We start from the raw sequence: 22321 nt of genomic DNA, 5'->3' as shown, positions 1-22321 counted from the left end.
CATGCGCTTTTATTCTGCCCCCATGGAGGGCGTCACCGGCTGGCTCTACCGCGGCGTCCACCACCGCTGCTTTCCCGGCGCCGACAAGTATTTCATGCCCTTCCTCTCGGTGAGCCAGGACCACGTCTTTCCCCGGCGGGAGCTCCAGGACATCCTGCCCGCCCACAACGAGGGGGTCCCGGCGGTGCCTCAGCTCCTGACCCGGCGGGCGGAAGACTTCCTTTGGGCGGCGGGGGAGCTGGCCGCCATGGGCTACCGGGAGGTCAATCTGAACCTGGGGTGTCCCTCAGGCACGGTGACGGCCAAGGGGAAGGGCTCCGGCTTCCTGGCCTTTCCAGAGGAGCTGGACCGGTTCCTGGAGGAGATCTTCTCCCGTGCCCCTGTGGCGGTCTCCGTCAAGACCCGGCTGGGCGTCCGGGAGCCGGAGGAGTTCCTCCGCATTCTGGAGATCTACAACCGGTACCCCATCCTGGAGCTCACGGTCCACCCGAGGGTGCAGAAGGACTTTTACCGCGGCGCCGCCCGGTGGGAGTGGTTTGAACTGGCCCTGGGGGCGAGCAAAAATCCCCTGTGCTACAACGGCGACCTGCTGACGGCGGCGGACTGCCGGGCCCTGGAGTCCCGGGCCCCCGGTCTGGAGGCGGCTATGCTGGGCCGGGGGCTGGTGGCCTCTCCGGACCTCATCGCCCGGCAGAAGGGGGGCCCGGCTTTGGACAAGGAGTCTCTGCGGACCTTTCATGACCAGCTCTACCACGGCTACTGCGCCGCCTTCGGCAGCGAGCGCAACGCCATGCTGCGCATGAAGGAGGTCTGGTTCTACCTCATCCACCGCTTCCGGGGCGGGGAGCGCCACGCCAGACAGCTCCGCAAGGCGGCAGATCCCAGAGTGTATGAGGCCCAGGTGGCGTCCATCTTCCGGGATCTGGAGCTGCGGGAGGAGGCGGAGCAGGGCTGGTAAAACCGGCCGGGCGGCGACAGAAAAGACTTGCCAAATCCATCGCCGTCGGCTATACTGAGGGTGACAATCAAACAGGCGGATGATGGCGTCGGGAGAGACTCCTCTGCAAGAGGGGCGCCGAAGGGGAAGCGGGCAGCAAACTCTCAGGCAAAAGTACCGACGCCGGACGGAACTCCGAAAACCGGCCCTGCGGCCGGACCGAAGAAGCAACCCGTCCCCCGGGGGGCGGAGAATCTTTCAGGTAACGAGACGGAGGCATGCTTTTTTTTGGCACGCCTCCGTCTTTTTTTGCTGCACCGATGATTCAGAAAGGATGATGATAGAGATGGAACAAAAAACCCCGCTCTACGCAAAGCACGCCGCGGCGGGCGGCAAGATCGTCCCCTTTGCCGGCTACCTGCTGCCCGTCCAGTACCCTACGGGCGTGATCGCCGAGCATATGGCGGTGCGCACGGCTGCCGGGCTCTTCGACGTCAGCCACATGGGGGAGCTCGTATTCACCGGGCCGGACGCGCTCCGCAACCTCAACCACCTGCTTACCAATGATTTTACCGGCATGTACGACGGACAGGTGCGCTATTCCCCCATGTGCAACGACCAGGGGGGCTGTGTGGACGATCTGATCGTCTACAAGGTGCACGACGCCGCCTATCTGGTGGTGGTCAACGCCGCAAACAAGGATAAGGACGCCGGCTGGATGCGGGAGCATCTGTTCGGCGCGTGCGAAATGGAGGACATCTCCGGACGGGTGGCCCAGGTGGCCCTCCAGGGGCCGAAGTCCAAGCAGATCCTGCTCCGGCTGCTGGACGAGTCCGTCCTGCCCCCAAAGTACTACAGCTTTGTCCGGGATGTGGACCTGAGGGGGATCCGCTGCCTCATCTCCCGCACCGGCTATACCGGGGAATTCGGCTATGAGCTCTACTGTGTCAGTGCCGACGCGGAGGGGCTGTGGGATCTGCTGCTGGAGGCGGGGGCCGACCTGGGGCTCATCCCCTGCGGCCTGGGGGCCAGGGACACCCTGCGCCTGGAGGCCGCCATGCCCCTCTACGGCCACGAGCTCAACGACGTCATTACCCCTCTGGAGGCGGGGCTGGATTTTGCGGTGAAGATGGGCAAGGAGGACTTTATCGGAAAGGATGCCCTCGCCGCCAGGCTGCCCGTCCGGCAGACCCGGGTGGGGCTGGAGATCACCGGCCGGGGTATCGCCCGGGAGCACCAGGACATCTATATCGGAGACCGGCTGGCGGGACAGACTACCTCCGGCACCCACTGCCCCTTCCTGGGCAAGGCGGTTGCCATGGCCTATCTGTCGAGTGCCGACGCCGTCCCCGGCACCCGGGTGGAGGTGGACGTGCGCGGCCGCCGCGTGGCCGCCCAGGTGGTGGAGCTGCCCTTTTATAAGCGCTGACCAAAACCACACGGTTTGAATTTATAAGGAGGAAAACGTCATGAATATTCCTGAAAACCTGAAGTACACCAGGTCCCACGAGTGGGTGGAGTTCCTGCCCGACGGCGCCGCCCGGGTGGGGCTCACCGATCACGCCCAGGATGCCCTGGGCGATCTGGTCTTTGTCAACCTGCCCGAGGCGGGGGACGCCGTCACCGCCGGGGAGGCCCTGGGGGACGTGGAGTCCGTCAAGGCGGTGTCCGACATCTTCTGCCCCGTCACCGGCACCGTGCGCGCGGCCAACGAGGCCCTGCTGGACACCCCCGAGGCCATCAATGCCGACCCCTACGGGGCCTGGCTGGTGGAGGTGGAGGCCATCACCGGGCAGGAGGAACTGCTGGACGCCGCCGCCTATGAGGCCCACTGCGCGGCCGAGGGGTGAGGGGCATGGGAAGCTATATTCCGTCCACGGCGGCGGAGCGCCAGGCTATGCTGGAGGCCATCGGCTGCCGCAGCATGGACGATCTGTTCGTCCAGGTGCCGCCGGAGATGAAGGTGGACCGGCTGGACCTGCCTGCGGGCAAGTCCGAGTTGGAGGTCCGTCGGGTGCTGGAGGGCATGGCGGGGAAGAACCGGGTGTTCTCCTCGGTGTTCCGGGGGGCGGGGGCCTACCGCCACTATATCCCCGCCATCGTCAAGTCCGTTACCTCCAAGGAGGAGTTCATCACCGCCTACACCCCCTATCAGGCGGAGATTTCCCAGGGGGTGCTCCAGTCCATCTTCGAGTATCAGACCATGATCTGTGAGCTCACCGGCATGGATGTGGCCAACGCCTCGGTGTACGACGGGGCGTCCGCCGCCGCCGAGGCCGTGGCCATGTGCCGGGAGAAGAAGCGGAATGCCGTTCTGGTCTCCGCCGCCGCCCACCCCATGGTACTCCAGACCATCGGCACCTACTGCTTCGGCAGCGGCATGGAGGTCCGGACTGTCCCCATGAAGAACGGCTTTACCGACATCGAGGCGCTGGAGGGGCTGCTGGACGACACGGTGGCCTGCGTCTACCTCCAGCAGCCCAACTACTTTGGCCGCATCGAGTCCGCCGAGGCCGCGGTCCGTGCTGCCCACGCCGCCGGGGCCAAGTGTATCATGGGGGTCAACCCCATCGCCATGGCGGTGCTCCGGACCCCCGGGGAATGCGGGGCCGACATTGCCGTGGGAGAGGGCCAGAGTCTGGGCCTGCCCCTCAGCTTTGGCGGGCCGTACCTGGGCTTCATGGCCTGCACCAAGGCACTGACCCGCAAGCTCCCCGGGCGCATCGTGGGGCAGACCGCCGACCACGACGGACGGCGGGCCTATGTCCTCACCCTCCAGGCCCGGGAGCAGCACATCCGCCGGGAGAAAGCCTCTTCCAACGTGTGCTCCAACCAGGCCCTGTGCGCCATGACCGCCTCGGTGTATCTGGCGGCCATGGGTCCGGACGGCCTGCGCCGGGCTGCGGAGAGCTGTATGGCCCACGCCCGGTACGCCGCCGAGCGCATTTGCTCGGTGCCCGGCTTCGACATGGTCTACCCCGGCCCCTATTTCCATGAGTTCGTCACCACCTGTCCCGTGAAGCCGGAGAAGCTGACGGCGGGGCTGGAGGCCCGGGGTATTCTGGGCGGCCTGCCCATCGAGCAGGGCATCCTCTGGTGCGCCACCGAGATGAACACCAAGGATGAGATCGACGCCCTGGAAGCGGCCATTCGGGAGGTGTGCTGAGATGGAATTGCTGTTTGAAAAGAGTGTTCCCGGCCGCGGCTGCGACCTGCTGCCGCCGCTGGACGTGCCGCCCGCCCATCTGCTGGAGGGTCTGGAGCGGGAAACGCCCCTCCGCCTGCCGGAGATGGCCGAGGTGGACCTGTCCCGGCACTACTCCGCCCTGTGCCGCCGGACCCACGGGGTCAACAACGGGTTTTATCCCCTGGGCTCCTGCACCATGAAGTATAACCCCAAGATCAACGAAGAGCTGGCCGCTCTGCCCGGCTTTGCCGGAGTCCACCCCCTCCAGAGCGCCGATACGGTCCAGGGCTGCCTGGAGGTACTGGGCTGGGCGGAGGAGCTCCTGTGCGAGGTCACCGGCATGGACCAGATGACTTTCCAGCCCGCCGCCGGGGCCCACGGGGAGTTCACCGCCCTGCTGATGGTAAAAAAATACCACCTGGACCGGGGGGACCCAGCCCGGACCAAGATCCTGGTCCCTGATTCCGCCCACGGCACCAACCCGGCCTCCGCCGCCATGTGCGGCTTCACTGTGGTCAACGTGCCCTCCAATTCCCAGGGCGGGGTGGACCTGGAGGCCCTGCGCGCGGCCGCCGGGCCGGACACCGCCGGGCTCATGCTCACCAACCCCAACACCCTGGGCCTGTTCGATCCCAATATTCTGGAGATCACCCGGATCGTCCACGACGCGGGGGGCCTGTGCTACTACGACGGAGCCAACCTCAACGCCGTCATGGGGGTGGCCCGGCCCGGCGACATGGGCTTTGATTTGGTCCACCTGAATCTGCACAAGACCTTCTCCACCCCCCACGGCGGCGGCGGGCCCGGCTCCGGCCCCGTGGGCTGCAAGGATTTCCTGGCCCCCTTCCTGCCGCTGTACCACGCGGCGGAGGGGGAGGATGGGCTGGAGTTCCAGCACCCGGCCAAGTCCATTGGCAGCGTGAAGAGCTTCTACGGCAACTTCGCCGTGGTGGTGAAGGCCCTGGCGTATCTCCTGACCCTGGGGAGCGAGGGAATCACCGAGGCCGCCCAGGGCGCGGTGCTCAACGCCAACTATATGCGGGAGATGCTGCGGGACAGCTACGACGTCGCTTACGGCGACGGGCCCTGCATGCACGAGTTCGTCCTCACTCTGGCCGGGCTCAAGAGGGAGAAGGGGATCTCCGCCATGGACGTGGCCAAGGCCCTGCTGGACGACGGCATCCATCCGCCCACCATGTACTTCCCCCTCATCGTGGAGGAGGCCCTCATGGCCGAGCCCACTGAGACGGAGTCCCGGGAGACCATCGACCAGGCGGTGGCGGTGCTCAAGGCCATCCGGGCCCGGGCCGACAGCGACCCGGACAGCCTCCACGCCGCGCCGCACACCACGCCCATCGGCCGGCCCGACGAGGTCAGCGCCGCCCGGCATCCGGTGCTGCGCTATGAATTTCCGGCGGAGTGACGCTTTCTTGCAGAAAGTCGCTTTGTTTTTATGAATTTCCGGCGGAGCGATTGCTTTTTGGCGGCGGAGCCTCTATAATCTAAAGTATTGTACTGGAAATTTGACCGTTGCCGGAGGGATTCGCATGCGTTATGACCTTGTCGTCGTCGGCGGCGGCCCGGGCGGCTATGCAGCCGCCATTCGGGCCAGCCAGCTCGGTTTGAGGACCGCCCTGGTGGAGCGGGACGCGGTGGGCGGCACCTGCCTGAACCGGGGCTGCATCCCCACCAAGACCCTGCTCCACTCCGCCCACCTTTACCGGGAGATGCTGACCTGCCAGTCCTTTGGTCTACAGGCGGAGGGCGTGCGCTTCGACTACGGGGCCATGTCCGCCCGGAAGGACGAGGTCACCGGTCAGCTCCGCTCCGGTGTGGAGGGCCTGCTGCAGGGCAACAAGGTGGAGCTTCTCCGGGGCTCCGCCCGGGTGGAGGAGCCGGGAAAGGTCCGGGTGGGGGAAGAGGTGCTGGAGAGCAGGCACATCCTCATCGCCACGGGCGCAGTTCCCGCAAAGCCGCCGGTGCCGGGGCTGGACCTACCCGGCGTGGTCACCAGCGACGAGCTGCTGGCCGACGGGAGGCTCTATCCCAGGCTGACCATCGTCGGCGGCGGGGTCATCGGCATGGAGTTTGCCTGCCTGTGCAGCGCCCTGGGCACGGAGGTCACCGTCATCGAGGCCATGGACCGCATCCTGCCCACGCTGGACCGGGAGCTGGGTCAGAACCTGGCCATGCTGCTGAAAAAGCGGGGGGTCCGGGTCCACGCCGGCGCCGTCGTAGAGCGGGTGGAGCGGCAGGGCGAGGCGCTGACGTGCACCTTTACGGCCAAGGGCAAGGCGGAGACGGCGCAGTCCGACGCCGTGCTGGTGGCCACCGGGCGGCGGCCGAACACCGCCGGCCTCTTTTCCCCCAGATTGGAGGACGCGCTGGGGCTGGACCGGGGCGGCATTCCGGTGAACCTCCATTTCTCCACCCGGGTGGCCGGTATCTGCGCCATCGGGGACGTGGTCAAGGGCAACATCCAACTGGCCCATGTAGCCTCCGCCCAGGGGATCAACGCCGTGAGCCGTATGGCCGGCCTGCGGCCCCCCATGCGCCTGGAGGCCGTCCCGGCCTGCGTGTACACCGACCCGGAGATCGCCTGTGTGGGCAGCACGGAGGCCGAGTGCAAGGAAAACGGTATCCCGTACAAGACGGGCAAGTATCTGATGAGCGGCAACGGCCGCACGGTCATCGCCCGGGGGGAACGGGGCTTCATCAAGGTGGTGTACCACGCCGAAAGCGGCGCGGTGCTGGGCGCCCAGCTCATGTGCGAGCGGGCCACCGACCTGATTGGGGAATTTACCCTCGCCGTGGCGGAGGGCCGGACGGTGGAGCGCATGGCCCAGCTTATCCGGCCTCACCCCACGTTTGGGGAGGGGATTTCCGAGGCGGCAGAGAGCTGCTTCGGCCTGGCCATCCACCAGCTCAACCGATAAAAAGACGGAGAGGACCGCATGCCGGGTATCCGGCGTGCGGTCCTTGGTATGTTTGGGCTGTAAAAGTGCCCGGACCTGTGGTACACTGGCGGAAGAACGAACAAAGGGGAGAGAACCATATGGCGGAAAAGGGACGCTTTGCCCCCAGCCCCAGCGGCCGGATGCACCTGGGAAACGTACTGTCCTTCCTGCTGGCCTGGCTGGACGCCCGGGCGGCGGGGGGCACGGTGGTGCTGCGGATGGAGGATCTGGACCCCCTGCGGACTGGGGAGCCCTGGGCCTCCCGGATCGCCGACGATCTGCGCTGGCTGGGGCTGGGGTGGGAGGAGGGCTTCCAGGCGGGCGGACCCAACGGCCCATACTGCCAGCGGGAGCGCACCGCACTGTATGACGCGGCGTTCCGGGCTCTGGAGGAGCAGGGGCTGCTCTACCCCTGCTGGTGCAGCCGCCACCAGCGGCTGGCCGCCTCCGCCCCTCACCCCGGGGAGGTGCGGGACATGGGGGCGTGTCCCTGCCGCGCCTTTACGGCGGAGGAGCGGGCCGCCCGCTGGCGGGAACGGGACCCGGCCTGGAAGGCGGCGGTCCCCCACGAGACGGTGGCCTTCCGCGACGCCAACTGCGGACCCCAATCCTTCCACCTGGCCCACGACTGCGGAGATTTTATCGTACGGCGCTCCGACGGGGTGTATGCCTATCAGCTCGCGGTCACGGTGGATGACGCCCGGATGGGGGTGACCCGGGTGGTGCGGGGCATGGACCTGCTGGACTCCACCCCGCGTCAGCTCTGGCTGATGGACAAGCTGGGCTATCGCCGCCCCACCTATGCCCACCTCCCGCTGCTGGAGGCCGCCGACGGCCGCCGCCTGTCCAAACGGGACCAGGACCTGGACATGGGGGCCCTGCGGGAGCGGTTTACCCCGGCGGAGTTGACCGGGTATCTGGCATTTTTGGCCGGGCTCACGGAAGAGCCGGCCCCGGCAAGCCCCCGGGAGTTGGTGAAGGAATTTACCTGGGCCAAAGTGAAGCGGGCTCCGATCTGCATAGAACAGCTCTGAATAGCATAGTGAGTTTGCCGAGTTTACACATAAAATGCAGATGTAATTTGTTCGATTTTACTTGTGGTTTGGGAGCAAATGTGATATGCTGTAAATGGGAATTGGTTTGGTTTTATCTCAGCAACGGCAAATCCGACACAAGCATCATTCGAAAGGGAGGGTAAACATGCACAGATCCAACATGCGGAAGAGGTTTCTTCCATTCTTGGTTGTTTTTGTGGCCTTGACCGCTATCATGATGACCGTAGCCTTCGCGGAAGGCGAGGCGGAATACGTCAGCAATTTCTACGCCAGCCCCCTGTCTCTGCTGCCCCCTGTCATCGCCATCATCCTGGCCCTGATCACCAAGGAGGTCTACAGCTCTCTGTTCGTAGGCATCCTGGTGGGCGGCCTGCTGTACGCTAACTTCAACCCCGAGCTGACCATCATGACCATGTTCTTCAATGAAGACGGCGGCATGATCTATAAGATTTCCGACTCCTGGAACGCGGGCATCCTGGTGTTCCTGGTTATCCTGGGCATCATGGTGGCCCTGATGAACAAGGCCGGCGGCTCCACTGCCTTCGGTAACTGGGCCAAGGACCACATCAAGACACGGGTGGGCGGCCAGCTCTCCACTATGCTGCTGGGCGTGCTCATCTTCGTGGACGACTATTTCAACTGCCTGACCGTGGGCTCCGTTATGCTGCCCGTTACGGATGGCCACCGGGTGTCCCGGGCCAAGCTGGCCTACCTCATCGACGCCACGGCCGCGCCCATCTGTATCATCGCGCCCATCTCCTCCTGGGCCGCCGCCGTCACCGGCTCCGTCCCCGAGGATTCCGGCATCAACGGCTTTGCCATGTTCCTGCAGACGATCCCCAACAACCTCTATGCCCTGCTGACCATCGTGATGTGCCTCACCCTGGCGATAGGCAAGTTCGACTACGGTCCCATGAAGATCCATGAGGACAATGCCCGGGACAAAAACGACCTGTTCACCACGCCTGACCGGCCCTATGGCGAGGGACTGGGCGACGTGAAGCCCAACGCCAACGGCAAGGTCATCGACCTGGTGCTCCCCGTGGTGGTGCTGATTTTCTGCTGCATCATGGGCATGGTCTACACCGGCGGCTTCTTTGACGGCGAGAGCTTCATTGACGCCTTTGCCGGGTCCGACGCCTCCATGGGCCTGGTGCTGGGCTCCGTCATCACCCTGATTCTTACCTTTATCTACTACATGATCCGCCGCGTAATGACCTTCCAGGAATTCACCGAGTGCATCCCCGACGGCTTCAAGCAGATGGTCCCCGCCATCCTGATCCTCACCTTTGCGTGGACCCTGTCCGGCATGACCGGCCTGCTGGGCGGCGCCACCTTCGTGGAGAACCTGGTGGCCAATGCGGCCCCCGGCATGAAGGCCATGCTGCCCGCCATCGTGTTCCTGGTCTGTGTGGGCTTGGCCTTCGCTACCGGCACCTCCTGGGGCACCTTCGGCATCATGATCCCCATCGTGCTGCCGCTGTTCCCCATGGGCAGCGATATGATGGTCACCTCCATCGCCGCCTGCCTGGCCGGCGCCGTCTGCGGCGACCACTGCTCTCCCATCTCCGACACCACCATCATGGCCTCCGCCGGCGCCCGCTGCAACCACGTCAACCATGTGGCCACGCAGCTCCCCTACGCGCTGACCGTCGCTGCGGTCTGCTTCGTGGGTTACATCATCGCCGGCCTGACCAACGGCAACACCTGGATTACCCTGATTATCAGCCTGGTCCTGCTGGAGGTGGTCCTCTTCGCCCTGAAGAGCATCTCGTCCAAAAAGGACGAGGCGGCTGTGGTGAAATAAGCGATTGCAAGGAAAAGCCGGGGCGGACTTGGTCCGCCCCGGTTTTTCCTTGACATTTTCCCGCCATTTGCGTATACTAAGGCTGTTCGACGAAAAAAGGCTGTGATGGGAAGGAGTACCCGCCTTCGTTTGGTGCAGAGAGGAGCCGGCCTGCTGCGAGGCTCTCCAAAAAAGCGGGGAAGGTGGTCCCGGAGCTGTGGGCTGAACGGCATCCTGCCGTAGGCCGCAACGTGCGCCCGCGTTAAGGGTCAAGGAGTGTGGGCGCGCCGCGCCCAAATTCAGGTGGTACCGCGGACATTCGTTCGCCCTGAGCAAGCATGCTCGGGGCGCTTTTTGTTGCCCCGAAAAGGAGATGTAAACATGAAGAAAGAACTGCCCAAGGTCTATGAGCCCCAAGAGGTCGAAGGCCGCATCTACGAGATGTGGGAGAAGAACGGCTGCTTCGTGGGGCACCGGGACCCTGACAAGAAGCCCTTCACCATTGTGATGCCGCCCCCCAACGTCACCGGCCAGCTCCATATGGGCCACGCCATGGACTCCACCCTTCAGGATATCCTCATCCGGTTCAAACGGATGCAGGGCTACGCCGCGCTGTGGGTCCCCGGCACCGATCACGCCGGCATCGCTACCCAGATCAAGGTGGAGGAGGAGCTGCGCACCAAGGAGGGCCTCACCCGCTATGACCTGGGCCGGGAGAAGTTCCTGGAGCGCGTCTGGGACTGGAAGGCCAAGTACGGCGGCCGCATCGTGGAGCAGCAGAAGAAGCTGGGCGCCTCCTGCGATTGGTCCCGGGCCCGGTTTACCATGGACGACGGCCTGTCCGCCGCTGTGCGCCATGTGTTCGTCCGCCTCTACAACAAGGGCCTGATCTACAAGGGCTCCCGCATCATCAACTGGTGCCCTCACTGCGTCACCGCCCTGAGCGACGCGGAGGTGGAGTACCAGGACAAGCCCGGCAATCTCTGGCACATCCGTTACCCTATCCAGGGGGAGACCGACCGCTGGGTCGTGGTGGCCACCACCCGGCCCGAGACCATGCTGGGCGACACCGGCGTGGCCGTCAACCCCGAGGACGAGCGGTATAAGAGCATCGTGGGCAAGAAGTGCATCCTGCCTCTGGTGGGCCGGGAGATGCCCATCGTGGCCGACGCATACGTGGACAGGACCTTCGGCACCGGCTGCGTGAAGATGACCCCCGCCCACGACCCCAACGACTTCGAGGTCGGCCTGCGCCAGAATCTGGAGACCATCCGGGTGCTGGACGACAACGGCAGGGTGGTGGAGGGGTACGGCAAGTACTCCGGCATGGACCGCTACGAGGCCCGGAAGGCCATTGTGGCGGATCTGGAGGCGGGAGGCTACCTGGTGAAGGTGGAGCCCCACCAGCACAACGTGGGCACCTGCTACCGCTGCCACAGCGATGTGGAGCCCCTCATCTCCGCCCAGTGGTTCGTCAAGATGGAGCCCCTGGCCAAGGAGGCCCTGCGGGTGGTCAACGAGGGGGAGACCAAGTTCGTCCCTGACCGCTTCGCCAAGACCTACACCAACTGGATGGAGAACGTCCACGATTGGTGTATTTCCCGTCAGCTCTGGTGGGGCCACCGCATCCCCGCCTGGTACTGCGACGACTGCGGCAAGCTGACCGTCTCCGAGTCTGACCCCACCGAGTGCCAGCACTGCCACAGCCGGCATATCCACCAGGAGGAGGACGTGCTGGACACCTGGTTTTCCTCCGCTCTGTGGCCCTTCTCCACCCTGGGCTGGCCGGACGAGAGCAGCGAGGATTACAAATACTTCTATCCCACCGATGTGTTGGTCACCGGCTACGACATCATCTTCTTCTGGGTGGCCCGGATGATCTTCTCCGGCTGTGAGCACACCGGCAAGCCCCCCTTCCACACCGTGTTCATCCACGGCCTGGTCCGGGACGACAAGGGCCGCAAGATGTCCAAGTCCCTGGGCAACGGCATCGACCCTCTGGAGATTGCCGAGCAGTACGGCGCCGACGCCCTGCGGTTCAATCTGGTCACCGGCAACAGCCCCGGAAACGACATGCGCTTCTACACCGAGCGGTGCGAGGCCATGCGCAACTTTGCCAACAAGATCTGGAACGCCAGCCGCTTCCTGATGATGAACCTGACCATCGACACGTGCGAGCTGCCCGAGCGGCTGGAGCTGGAGGACAAGTGGATTCTGTCCAAGCTCAACGCCGTCATCCCCGAGATCACCGAGAACATGGACAAATACGAGCTGGGCGTGGCCGCCCAGAAGGTATACGATTTCATCTGGGACGACTACTGCGACTGGTATATCGAGCTGACCAAGTCCCGCCTCCAGGGCGACGACGAGGAGGCCAAGGTCAACGCGCAGAAGGTGCTGTGCTGTGTTCTGACCGATATTCTCAAGCTGCTGCATCCCTTCATGCCCTTTATTACCGAGGAAATCTGGCAGGCGCTGCCGCATGAGGGCGATTTCCTCATGCTCCAGAAGTGGCCCGAGCACCATGTGGAGCTGGACTTCCCCGAAGAGGAAAAGGCCATGGAGATGATCATGGACGCCATCGGCGCTGTCCGCACGCGGCGGGCGGAGATGAATGTGCCCCCCTCCAAGAAGGCCAGCCTGACCGTCTCCACTCTGGAGCAGGAGGTCTTCCAGGCGGGTATCCCCTTCCTGAAGCGCCTGGCCTACGCCAGCGACGTGACCATCACCGGCGTGGCCGGCCTGGGCGCCGACGGCGAGGAGAGCGCCAGGGGCATGGTCACCGTCATCACCCATGCGGCCCGTATCTCCATGCCCATGGCCGAGCTGGTGGATCTGGAGAAGGAAAAGGCCCGGATTCAGAAGGACCTGGGCAAGCAGAAGGCGGAGCTGGAGAAGCTGCAGGCCAAGCTGAACAACCCGGGCTTTGTCAATAAGGCCCCTGCCAACGTGGTGGAGGCCGAGCGGGAGCGCGCCGGTAAGCTGACGGCGCTGATCGCCAAGCTGGAGGAACAGCTCCGGAGCATGTAACAAAAAGCCGGCGGACACATATCAGTGTGTCCGCCGGCTTTTACATCACGATTGCAGCCAAATAGTCCAGAGTGACTTTGTGGCACTTGGCAATCCGTATCGCAACGGAGAAGGGAATTTCGTACCTACCCGTTTCATAGCGTGCATCAGTCGTTTTATATAGGCCCAGCCGTTTTGCCATCGTCAAATGGAGGGAGAGCCATTTCACGCATTGGACTTTGGACATTGTGGCTATCCCCGCATGAAGCGCCGCGGCGTGGAGCAGACCTGCCGGTACTGGAGGCCGAGGAGGAAACCACAGGACCTATAAATTTCCAAATACAGACACTTCGACAAAAAGCCCCCGCGTCCCCGCGTTATAATCGCAGTATACCAAATTCTGGTATACTGCGATTTTTTTATAGATACCAAAGAGAACTGGGAGGGACAAGCTATGCCGGTAAGTTGTACGGCGGAGGATCGGGTGCTGCGGGTGACCATTACCGGGGAGGTGGACCACCACCGGGCCCGGGAGATGATGGACGTGCTGGACCGGGAGATCGACATGGAGCTGCCCCGCCGCCTGACGGTGGATCTGGGAGACGTGACCTTTATGGACAGCTCGGGGATCGCGGTGCTGCTGCGGGCCCACCGGCGGGTGGGGCTTCTGGGTGGGACCATGACGGTGCAGCACGTGCCGGATCAGGCGGGCAAGGTCCTGCGGGCCGCCGGGCTGGACCGGCTGATGAAATTTGAGTGATGCGGCGGGGCTGCCCCGCCGCACACGGACCAATAGGAGGCTATACATATGAGAAATCCGGTCAACAGCGCCACCGTGGAATTCCTGAGCCGTTCGGCCAATGAGGGCTTTGCCCGGACGACGGCGGCCTGCTTTGCCGCCCAGATGGACCCCACGCTGGATGAGGTCAACGACATCAAGACCGCCGTCAGCGAGGCGGTGACGAACTGCATCGTCCACGCCTACCCCAACGAACTGGGAAAAATCCGGATGAAGCTGCGCCTTTTCGAGGACAACACGCTGGAGGTGGTGGTCCAGGATTGGGGGGTGGGCATCGCCGACGTGGCTCAGGCCCGCACCCCTCTGTTCACCACCGGGAACGAGGAGCGCTCCGGCATGGGCTTCACCATCATGGAGAGCTTTATGGACGCCCTCAAGGTGAAGTCCGCCCCCGGAAAAGGCACCACCGTCACCCTGCGCCGCCGCATCTCCCGCCGCCTGGCGGCGGGCGGGCGGTGAGCCCATGAGCGCGCTGGAGGCTTCCTCCCTCCTGGAAGCCGCCCACAACGGGGACAACGAGGCCTGCGAGCGGATGCTGGAGGAGAACGCCGGACTCATCTGGTCCATCGTCCGGCGCTATTACGGCCGCGGCGTGGACCCGGAGGACCTGTATCAGTTGGGCTGCCTGGGCTTTCTCAAGGCGGTCCGGGGCTTCGACACGGCCTACGGCTGTCAGTTCTCCACCTATGCCGTGCCCAAGATCGCCGGGGAGATCCGACGCTTTCTCCGGGACGACGGGGCGGTGAAGGTCAGCCGGGGGGTAAAGGAGCGGGGCACCGCCATCCGGACCGCCCGGGACCGGCTGACTCACCTGCTGGGCCGGGAGCCCACCCTCTCCGAGCTCTCGGAGGAGACGGGGCTGGAGCCCGAGGAGATTGCCGCCGCCGAGGAGGCCAATCTGCCGGTGGCCTCCCTCCAGATGGAGACGGGGGACGGGGGCTTCACTCTGGAGTCCGTTCTGGGCACCGAGGGCATGGAGGAGGGGGTGGTGGAGAAGCTGGCCCTCCGGGGGGCCATCGAAAGCCTGCCTGACCGGGAAAAGCAGGTTATCTTCCTGCGGTACTACAAAAATCTCACCCAGGACAAGGCGGCCAAGGTGCTGGGGGTGAGCCAGGTACAGGTGTCCCGCATCGAGCGCAAGGCGATGGAACGCCTGCGCTCCATTCTGAGCGAGTAAATTTGGAACACAAGGATGGCTTTTTTCGTCCAAAGGGGGTATAATCGAAAGGATCATAAAACACAAGGGAGTGAAGACTCCGTGGAACATCCGGATACCCTCTATATCGTGGTCCCCTGCTACAATGAGGAGGAGGTCCTGCCCGAGACCGCCCGCCGCCTCCGGGCCAAGCTGGAGGCTCTGACGGCCGCCGGGCGGATCTCCGATCAGAGCCGGGTCCTCTTTGTCAACGACGGCTCCCGGGACCACACCTGGGCGGTGATCTCTGACCTGCATCGGCAGTGCCCGCTGTTCTCCGGCGCGGATCTGAGCCGCAACCGGGGTCACCAGAACGCTCTGCTGGCCGGACTGATGACCGCCAAGGACCGGGCCGACATGGTCATCTCCATGGACGCCGACCTCCAGGACGACATTGACGCGGTGGACGCCATGGTGGACAAGTACTACGAGGGGTGCGACGTGGTGTACGGCGTCCGTTCCTCCCGAAAGAGCGATTCCTTTTTCAAACGCTTCACCGCAGAGGGCTTTTACCGGGTGATGAACGCCCTGGGGGCCGAGACGGTGTTCAACCACGCTGACTATCGCCTGCTCTCCCGCCGGGCCCTGGAGGGGCTGGCGGCGTTCAAGGAAGTCAACCTGTTCCTTCGGGGGATCGTGCCCCTGGTGGGCTATCCCAGCGCCGCCGTGGAGTACGAGCGGGGCGAGCGGTTCGCCGGCGAGAGCAAGTATCCCCTCAAAAAGATGCTCTCCTTTGCCATGGAGGGCATCACCTCCCTGTCGGTGAAGCCCATCCGCTATATCACGGCCCTGGGCTTTCTCATCTTTTTCATCAGCATCCTGATGCTGATCTATTCCATCGTCCGCTGGGCCCACGGAGAAACCGTTCTGGGCTGGGCCAGCGTCATCTGCTCCGTCTGGGCCATCGGGGGATTGATCCTGCTGTCCCTGGGGGTCATTGGGGAGTATATCGGAAAAATCTACCTGGAGACCAAGGGTCGCCCCCGGTTCCTGATCCGGGAGGTGCTGGAGGACGAACATGGCCAGACTAATTGACAGCTCGATTCCCAAATTCCTGCTGGTGGGGGTGGGCAACACCCTGCTGTCCATGTTCCTCATGTTCCTTCTGGAGGGGCTGGGCTACTGGCCCTCCACCGCCATCGCCTATGTGGCCGGAGCGGTGATGAGCTTCTTCCTCAACCGGCACTTCACCTTCCACAGTCAGGAGAAGCTGGGCCGGTCGGCGGTAAAGTTCGCCGTCAACGTGGCGGTGTGCTATGTGGTGGGGTATGGGCTGGCCAAGGTGCTGGTGCCTATCCCCCAACAGCCCAACGCCGTACCCGTGATCTGGGTCGAGCGGCTCTCCAAGCTGGTGGGCATGGGGCTGTATACCGTGCTCAACTACTTTGGACAGCGGTTTTTTGCTTTCCGGAAGGGAACATAGGAGCAAAAAGGGACCGGCGAGCGCGCGCTCGTCAGTCCCCTTGCTTTTTATGGGCGCTCCGGTTTCAGCCCGCCCTCGGTGGCGGCCACCACGGCCGAGCAGGCGATGTCGCCGGTGATGTTGACGGTGGTGCGGGCCATGTCCAGGACGCGGTCGATGCCCGCCACCAGGGCTACCCCCTCCACGGGCAGGCCCACCGACTGGAGTACCATGGTGAGCATCACCACTCCCGCGCCGGGGACCCCGGCGGTGCCGACGGAGGCCAGCGTGCAGGTGAGCACGATGGTGACCTGCTGCCCCAGGTCCAGAGGGATGCCATAGGCGTTGGCGATAAAGAGGGCGCACACCCCCTGGTAGATGGCGGTGCCGTCCATGTTGATGGTGGCCCCCAGGGGCAGGACGAAGGAGCGCACCGGAGCGGGCACCCCCAGCCTGCGGGCGGCCTCCATGGAGAAGGGGAGGGTGCCCGCCGAGCTGGCGGAGGAGAAGGCGAATACCAGAGCGGGCAGGGCGGTCCGGAAGAAGGTCAGGGGGTTGACCCGGGCGATGCCCCCCACGGCGATGGAGTAGCCTACCAGCATGTGGAGTAGGCAGGCCCCGTATACCACCAGGATGACCCCCAGAAAGGCAAGCAGCACCCGGGGGCCCAGCTCGGCCACCACTGGGGCGATGAGGGCGAAGACGGCGACGGGGGCCAGCTTCATGATGAATCCGGTGAGGGCGTACATGGCCTCGGCCAGACTGTCGCACACCGCCAGCAGGGGCAAGCCTTTCTCTCCGATGAGCAGGATGGCCCCGCCCAGGCACAGGGCGAAAAAGATGATTTGGAGCATATTGCCCTCGGCCAGGGCGGCCACAGGATTGGTGGGGACGATATTCAGCAGGGTGTCGGCGACGCTGACCGTCGTCCCGGCGGCTCCGGCGGATTCTTGCGCCACCTGGCCCAGCCCCCGCCCCACCGGAAAGAGGTTGGCCGCCAGCAGACCCAGCGTGACGGCCAGCGCGGTGGTGCACAGGTAGAACAAAATGGTTTTTCCGCCGATGCGGCCCACCTTTTTGGCGTCTCCCAGGCCGCAGGTGCCCACGGTGATGGAGGCGAACACCAGAGGCACCACCACCATTTTGATGAGGTTGAGGAACAGAACGCCGAAGGGCTTGATATAGGTTCGGGCGACGTCCGGCGCGGCCTGCAGGGCCAGCCCGGCCAGGACGCCCAGGAGCAGGCCGATCAGAATCTGCACGGAAAGGGGCGGCTTATGTTTCATGGATATCCCTCCTGAATTAACAACAGCCAATAGGATATCATACTTCAAAACAAAAGAAAAGATACGAATTTTCTCCGGATTGTGATACACTGGAGGAAACGGAGGCGAGCGGTTTGGAATCTGTCCCGGCCAAGCATCTGCTGCACCGGACCAGGGATGGCTCCTGGTTCGGCACGGACTACACCATGAATCTGTACCGGGGCTGTTGCCACGGCTGTATCTACTGCGACAGCAGGAGCGACTGCTATCGGGTGGAGGACTTTGATACCGTGCGGGTCAAGGAGAACGCCCTGGCCGTCCTGCGGGACGACCTCCGGCGCAAGCTCCGCCCCGGTATTGTAGGCATGGGGGCCATGAGCGACCCCTACAACCCGTTTGAGCGGGAGCTCGAGCTCACCCGGAACGCGCTGTCCCTGCTGGACGCCTATGGCTTCGGGGTCACCCTGGCCACCAAGAGCGATCTGGTGGTCCGGGACATCGACCTGCTCCGGTTTATCCAGAGCCGCGCTCCGGTGCTGTGCAAGCTGACCCTCACCACGGCGGACGACGCTCTGGCCGCCAAGCTGGAGCCCCGGGCGCCCAGCCCGACCCGGCGGCTGGAGGCCGTGCGGGCGCTGTCCAGGGCGGGCATCCCGGTGTGTATCCTGCTGATGCCGGTGCTCCCCTTCGTCGAGGACACCGAGGAGAACGTCCTGGCGGTGACCGAGGCGGCGGCGGAGGCCGGGGCCCGGTACATCTACCCCGCCTTCGGCATGACCCAGCGGCAGGGCCAGCGGAGCTGGTATCTGGACCGGCTGGAGGCCGCTTTCCCCGGCCGGGGCCTGCGTGAGAAGCACGAAAAGCGCTATGGGGACCGGTATGTCTGCACCAGCCCCCGGGCCAGGCGGCTGTGGGAGGTGTTCTCCCGGCGGTGCGGCGAGCTGGGGCTTTTGTACGAGATGAGGCACATCACGGCCAACTACCAGCGGGGCTATGAGGACCGGCAGCTCAGTTTTTTGGATTGAAAGGAGCGGCAGCCATGCTGCTTTCCGCGGAACACATCACAAAAATATACGGGACCCGGGCCGTGCTGGACGGGGCGTCCCTCTATCTGGAGCGGGGACAGAAGCTGGGGGTCATCGGGCTGAACGGCAACGGCAAGTCCACCCTGCTGCGCATCCTGGCGGGGGCGGAGGAACCCGATGGGGGAACGGTGGCTCGGGACCCCAATGTGCGGCTGGAATATCTGCCCCAGAACCCGGCCTTCGACCCGGCGCGCACCGTGCTGGAGCAGGTCTTTGACCGCCTGTCCCCCGAGGCCCGGGAGCTTCAGGAGTACGAGGCCAAAAGTATCCTCACCCGCCTGGGCGTCACCAATTTTGAACAGCGGATGGGGGAACTCTCCGGCGGGCAGCGCAAGCGGACGGCCCTGGCCGCCGCGCTGGTCCACGACTGCGACGTGCTCATTCTGGACGAGCCCACCAACCACCTGGATGCCGAGATGGTGGCCTGGCTGGAGGAGCGGCTGCGCCAGTTCAAGGGGGCGCTGGTGATGGTCACCCACGACCGCTATTTCCTGGAGCGGGTGGTGGAGCGTATTGTGGAGGTAGAGCGGGGCAAACTCGCCTTTTACGAGGGGAGCTACGCCAGGTACCTGGAGGCCAAGGCCCAGCGGGAGGAGATGGAGGCGGCCAGCGAGCGCAAGCGTCAGTCCATCCTCCGGCGGGAGTACCAGTGGGTGATGCAGGGCCCCACCGCCCGAGGGACCAAGAGCCGGGAGCGGTTGGAGCGGTATGAGGCCCTGCGGGACCAGACGGGGCCGGAGAAGCGGGCCGAGCTGGAGCTGTCCGCCCTGTCCAGCCGCCTGGGGAAAAAGACCATTGAGCTCCGCGGGGTATCCAAGGAATTTGGGGGAAGGACCGTGCTGCGGGATTTCGACCTGATGCTGCTGCGGGACGACCGCATCGGGGTCGTGGGTCCCAACGGCAGCGGCAAGAGCACCCTGCTGAACCTCATCGCCGGGCGGCTGGCTCCCGACGCGGGAGAGGTGGTAACCGGAGAGACGGTGCGCATCGGCTATTTTGCTCAGGAGACCCCTCCCATGGCGGCGGACCGGCGGGTCATTGACTATGTGAAGGACATCGGCAACCGCATTGAGACCCCGGAGGGTTCCCTCACCGCCTCCCAGCTCCTGGAAAAGTTTCTCTTTCCAAAGGACGCCCAGTGGGCCCCCATCGACAGGCTTTCTGGCGGAGAGAAACGGCGGCTGTTCCTGCTGTCCATCCTGTGCGCCGCCCCCAACGTGCTGCTGCTGGATGAGCCTACCAACGACCTGGACATCCAGACCCTCACCATCCTGGAGGACTATCTGGAGACCTTCCCCGGGGCGGTCATCGCCGTGTCTCACGACCGCTATTTTCTCGATAAAATGGCCCGGCGGATCTTTGCCGTGGGAGAGGGCGGGGCGGTGCAGGGCTATACCGGGGGATATTCAGACTATCTGGCCGCCCGTGCAGAGGCGCAGCGGGAAAAGACGCCCCGGTCCAGCGGAGAGAAGCGGCCCCAGGAGAAGCCCACCGGCCCCCAAAAGCTGAAGTTCAGCTACAAGGAGCAGCGGGAGTATGGGACCATCGAAGCCGACATCGCCGCTCTAGAGGGAGAACTGGCCGCCGTTCGGGCGGAGCAGGAGGAGAAGGCCAGCGATTACGTGGCCCTGCAGGACCTTCAGGCGAGGCAGGAGGAGCTGGAGGCCCGGCTGGAGGAGAAGATGGAGCGGTGGCTCTACCTCACCGATTTGGCCGAGCGCATCGCCCATCCATGATTTTTCTAAATCCGGATTGAAAAAAGATTAAAAAAGCATGAATTTCCACGGGGACAACTTGCGCCCCGCTGAAAATACGTATACAATAGGGCCAGATTCCAAAAACATTAGAAGAATGCAACAGGAGGTTTTTGATATGATTTCTTTTGACGAACTGAAGAGCCGGGCACTGGACCTGACCCAGAGCGGCGTGGCCAAGGCCAAGGAGCTCACCGACGTGGCCAAGCTGAACATTGCAAACTCCACCGAGGAGGATAACATCCGCAAGGCCTATATTGAGCTGGGCAAGCTCTACTACGCCGAGCGGGGCATGGCGCCCGAGGGCGCTTACGCGGCGCTGTGTGAGAGAATTACCGCGTCCAAGCAGAAGATCGAGGAGAACCGCGCCAAGATCAGCGAGATCAAGGCGGCCAACGATGTCTCCGACGATGTGTGCGGCTGCGGCTGCTGCTCTGCGGAGACTGAGGTGGCGCCCGAGGAACCCGCGGCCCCCGTGGAGGACCCCAAGCCGGAAGAGCCCCGGCAGTAAGAAAAAACGCCCGGTCCGCTTAAGCGGACCGGGCGTTTTGGTCAGGTAGAGGAGGGGGAGGCGGAAACCTCTTCAGACAGCGCACCCGTTTTTCTCTGGGACAGCCACAGTCCGGCCAGGATCAGGGCGATGGCGGCCAGAGCCTGAAGGGTGACCGGCTCGTGGAGGATAAGGGCGGAGGCGAAGAGCGTGACCACCGGAGTCAGATAGATGTATACGTTGGTGGACACCGAGCCCAAAAGGGACAGAGCCTTATTCCACAGGACGAAGCAGATGGCAGAGGCCCCCACGCCCAGGTAGAGGACGTTGAAGAGCAGGTCGGGTGCGGCCAAATGGGCGGGGGACAGGTCGGGCCGGAGAAGGGCCAGCAGCGGGGCCGTAAAGACCAGGCCCCAAAAAAAGACCTTGCGGGTGACCTGGAGGTTGGTGCAGCCGGAGCTGCGAGTCAGCTCCACACAGACGCCGTAACAGCCCCAGCAGAAGGCGGCGCCCAGGGTGAGCAGGCTGCCCAGCGGGTTGAAGTCCAGGGTCTCGCCCCGGGCCAGGGAGATCAGGGTGATGCCGGTGAGGGCCAGGACAAAGCCGGCGAAGAAGGACCAGCGGGGCCGGGGCGCCCGGCGGCAGAGCCACAGCATCAGCGCCGAGAACATGGGGGCCGCCGAGATAATGATGCCCACAGTGGAGGCCAGGGTATAGGCCAGGGCGGTGTTCTCCAGAATGAAATAGAGGGTGAGGCCGGTGAGCCCGGCCGCCATAAAAGGGAGCTCCTCCCGCAGGCTTTTGGGCAGCAGCGGTTTCGGGTGAAGGAAGAACAGGATCACCCAGGCGATGACGAAGCGGTAGGTCATGATGGCCAGCGGGTCATACGCCCGCAGAAGCAGCTTGGTGGAGATAAAGGTGGTGCCCCACACGATGGTGACCAGCAGGGCGAAGGTATGTCCCAGGAGGCGGGAGCGGCTGTGCATGGCGTTCGAAGTCCTTTCCTCAGGTTTGGTCGGAGCGCGGGGGGTAGCGGCGCAGAAAGTCCTGGATGTGGGCGACCGAGTCGGCGCTGATGACGTGCTCGATGGCGCAGGCGTCTTCATAGGCCTGCTCCGGGTCCACCCCCATCACCTGGGTCAGTAGGCGCTGCAGAATGGTGTGCTTGTGGGAGAGCAGCTCAGCCAGACGGAGCCCCTGCTCCGTCAGCCGGATTTCCCGGTATTTTTCACTTTCCACCAGCCCCCGGGAGGCCAGCACATTCATGGCGTTGTTGGCGCTGGCCTTGGAGACCTCCAGCCGGGCGGCCACATCGCTGAGCCGGCAGCCGCCCTCGCCGCACAGATCATAAACAGTCTCCAGATAGTGCTCCATGGCGATGGTCAGATGTTCCATGGCGG

20 protein-coding genes, 2 riboswitches and 1 other annotated feature are annotated in these 22321 nt (G+C 64.3%); of the genes, 17 read left to right on the top strand and 3 right to left on the bottom strand.

Annotation, left to right across the window (positions count from 1 at the left end; translation table 11 throughout):
- Position 1: 1 nt before the first annotated feature.
- From BN2154_RS10715 to BN2154_RS10645, 14 genes are all read left to right on the top strand, one after another.
- The gene (locus BN2154_RS10715; RefSeq protein WP_050618771.1) at positions 2 to 958 is read left to right on the top strand and encodes a tRNA dihydrouridine synthase; all 957 of its coding nucleotides are present in this window, start codon (positions 2 to 4) and stop codon (positions 956 to 958) included.
- 79 nt (positions 959 to 1037) lie between these two features.
- Positions 1038 to 1127: riboswitch (glycine riboswitch) on the top strand.
- 3 nt (positions 1128 to 1130) lie between these two features.
- A riboswitch (glycine riboswitch) is annotated at positions 1131 to 1213 on the top strand.
- A 70-nt stretch (positions 1214 to 1283) separates the two neighbouring features.
- Entirely contained in the window at positions 1284 to 2366 is a 1083-nt protein-coding gene (gene gcvT / locus BN2154_RS10710) for a glycine cleavage system aminomethyltransferase GcvT (RefSeq protein WP_050618770.1), read from the top strand.
- 40 nt (positions 2367 to 2406) lie between these two features.
- Complete coding sequence (gcvH, locus tag BN2154_RS10705; protein ID WP_050618769.1) at positions 2407 to 2787, top strand: glycine cleavage system protein GcvH; 381 nt, start codon at positions 2407 to 2409, stop codon at positions 2785 to 2787.
- Positions 2788 to 2792: 5 nt separating this feature from the next.
- Positions 2793 to 4103: an aminomethyl-transferring glycine dehydrogenase subunit GcvPA gene (gene gcvPA, locus BN2154_RS10700; protein ID WP_050618768.1), complete on the top strand. Its 1311-nt coding sequence runs from the start codon at positions 2793 to 2795 to the stop codon at positions 4101 to 4103.
- Position 4104: 1 nt separating this feature from the next.
- Positions 4105 to 5547, top strand: a complete 1443-nt coding sequence (gene gcvPB / locus BN2154_RS10695) for an aminomethyl-transferring glycine dehydrogenase subunit GcvPB (protein ID WP_050618767.1) — start codon at positions 4105 to 4107, stop codon at positions 5545 to 5547.
- 124 nt (positions 5548 to 5671) lie between these two features.
- Entirely contained in the window at positions 5672 to 7060 is a 1389-nt protein-coding gene (gene lpdA, locus BN2154_RS10690; protein WP_050618766.1) for a dihydrolipoyl dehydrogenase, read from the top strand.
- A gap of 119 nt (positions 7061 to 7179) precedes the next feature.
- Positions 7180 to 8115 (top strand): tRNA glutamyl-Q(34) synthetase GluQRS, encoded by a 936-nt coding sequence (gene gluQRS, locus BN2154_RS10685; RefSeq protein ID WP_050618765.1) that lies wholly within the window; start codon positions 7180 to 7182, stop codon positions 8113 to 8115.
- Positions 8116 to 8296: 181 nt separating this feature from the next.
- Positions 8297 to 9943, top strand: coding sequence for a Na+/H+ antiporter NhaC family protein (locus BN2154_RS10680; protein ID WP_050619616.1), 1647 nt, complete (start codon positions 8297 to 8299; stop codon positions 9941 to 9943).
- A 93-nt stretch (positions 9944 to 10036) separates the two neighbouring features.
- Positions 10037 to 10256 (top strand) — a binding site (T-box leader).
- A 47-nt stretch (positions 10257 to 10303) separates the two neighbouring features.
- Positions 10304 to 12952 carry a valine--tRNA ligase gene (locus tag BN2154_RS10675; RefSeq protein ID WP_050618764.1) on the top strand — a complete coding sequence of 883 codons (2649 nt, stop codon included), beginning with the start codon at positions 10304 to 10306 and terminating at the stop codon, positions 12950 to 12952.
- A 433-nt stretch (positions 12953 to 13385) separates the two neighbouring features.
- Entirely contained in the window at positions 13386 to 13691 is a 306-nt protein-coding gene (locus BN2154_RS10665; protein WP_050618762.1) for an STAS domain-containing protein, read from the top strand.
- A gap of 48 nt (positions 13692 to 13739) precedes the next feature.
- On the top strand, positions 13740 to 14189 hold the full coding sequence (gene spoIIAB, locus BN2154_RS10660; protein ID WP_050618761.1) for an anti-sigma F factor: 450 nt from the start codon (positions 13740 to 13742) through the stop codon (positions 14187 to 14189).
- A 4-nt stretch (positions 14190 to 14193) separates the two neighbouring features.
- On the top strand, positions 14194 to 14907 hold the full coding sequence (locus BN2154_RS10655; RefSeq protein WP_050618760.1) for a sigma-70 family RNA polymerase sigma factor: 714 nt from the start codon (positions 14194 to 14196) through the stop codon (positions 14905 to 14907).
- A gap of 81 nt (positions 14908 to 14988) precedes the next feature.
- Entirely contained in the window at positions 14989 to 15960 is a 972-nt protein-coding gene (locus BN2154_RS10650) for a glycosyltransferase family 2 protein (protein ID WP_050618759.1), read from the top strand.
- Positions 15944 to 16348, top strand: a complete 405-nt coding sequence (locus BN2154_RS10645; RefSeq protein ID WP_050618758.1) for a GtrA family protein — start codon at positions 15944 to 15946, stop codon at positions 16346 to 16348. Before BN2154_RS10650 ends, BN2154_RS10645 begins: the two co-directional genes overlap by 17 nt.
- Positions 16349 to 16395: 47 nt before the next feature.
- Here the strand turns inward: BN2154_RS10645 and BN2154_RS10640 are convergent, their stop codons facing one another.
- Positions 16396 to 17613: a dicarboxylate/amino acid:cation symporter gene (locus BN2154_RS10640; protein WP_050618757.1), complete on the bottom strand. Its 1218-nt coding sequence runs from the start codon at positions 17611 to 17613 to the stop codon at positions 16396 to 16398.
- Positions 17614 to 17726: 113 nt separating this feature from the next.
- Here BN2154_RS10640 and BN2154_RS10635 point away from each other — a divergent pair, with 113 nt between their 5' ends.
- The 3 genes from BN2154_RS10635 to BN2154_RS10625 all read left to right on the top strand — a co-directional run bounded on the left by BN2154_RS10635 (position 17727) and on the right by BN2154_RS10625 (position 20942).
- Positions 17727 to 18617 carry an SPL family radical SAM protein gene (locus BN2154_RS10635; protein ID WP_050618756.1) on the top strand — a complete coding sequence of 297 codons (891 nt, stop codon included), beginning with the start codon at positions 17727 to 17729 and terminating at the stop codon, positions 18615 to 18617.
- 14 nt (positions 18618 to 18631) lie between these two features.
- Positions 18632 to 20413, top strand: a complete 1782-nt coding sequence (locus BN2154_RS10630; RefSeq protein WP_050618755.1) for an ABC-F family ATP-binding cassette domain-containing protein — start codon at positions 18632 to 18634, stop codon at positions 20411 to 20413.
- A 136-nt stretch (positions 20414 to 20549) separates the two neighbouring features.
- Positions 20550 to 20942 carry a hypothetical protein gene (locus BN2154_RS10625; protein ID WP_050618754.1) on the top strand — a complete coding sequence of 131 codons (393 nt, stop codon included), beginning with the start codon at positions 20550 to 20552 and terminating at the stop codon, positions 20940 to 20942.
- A 41-nt stretch (positions 20943 to 20983) separates the two neighbouring features.
- On the opposite strand, the gene BN2154_RS10620 is transcribed toward BN2154_RS10625, so the two are convergent.
- Together BN2154_RS10620 and BN2154_RS10615 are read right to left on the bottom strand one after the other, a co-directional pair.
- A complete protein-coding gene (locus BN2154_RS10620) occupies positions 20984 to 21907 on the bottom strand; it encodes a DMT family transporter (RefSeq protein WP_050618753.1) in 924 nt (307 codons plus the stop codon).
- Positions 21908 to 21926: 19 nt separating this feature from the next.
- The gene (locus BN2154_RS10615; RefSeq protein ID WP_050618752.1) at positions 21927 to 22316 is read right to left on the bottom strand and encodes a metal-dependent transcriptional regulator; all 390 of its coding nucleotides are present in this window, start codon (positions 22314 to 22316) and stop codon (positions 21927 to 21929) included.
- Positions 22317 to 22321: the final 5 nt, after the last annotated feature.

Source organism: Intestinimonas massiliensis (ex Afouda et al. 2020) (assembly GCF_001244995.1).
GTDB classification, from domain to species: domain Bacteria; phylum Bacillota; class Clostridia; order Oscillospirales; family Oscillospiraceae; genus Intestinimonas; species Intestinimonas massiliensis.
This window is presented reverse-complemented; position numbering and strand designations above follow the sequence as displayed.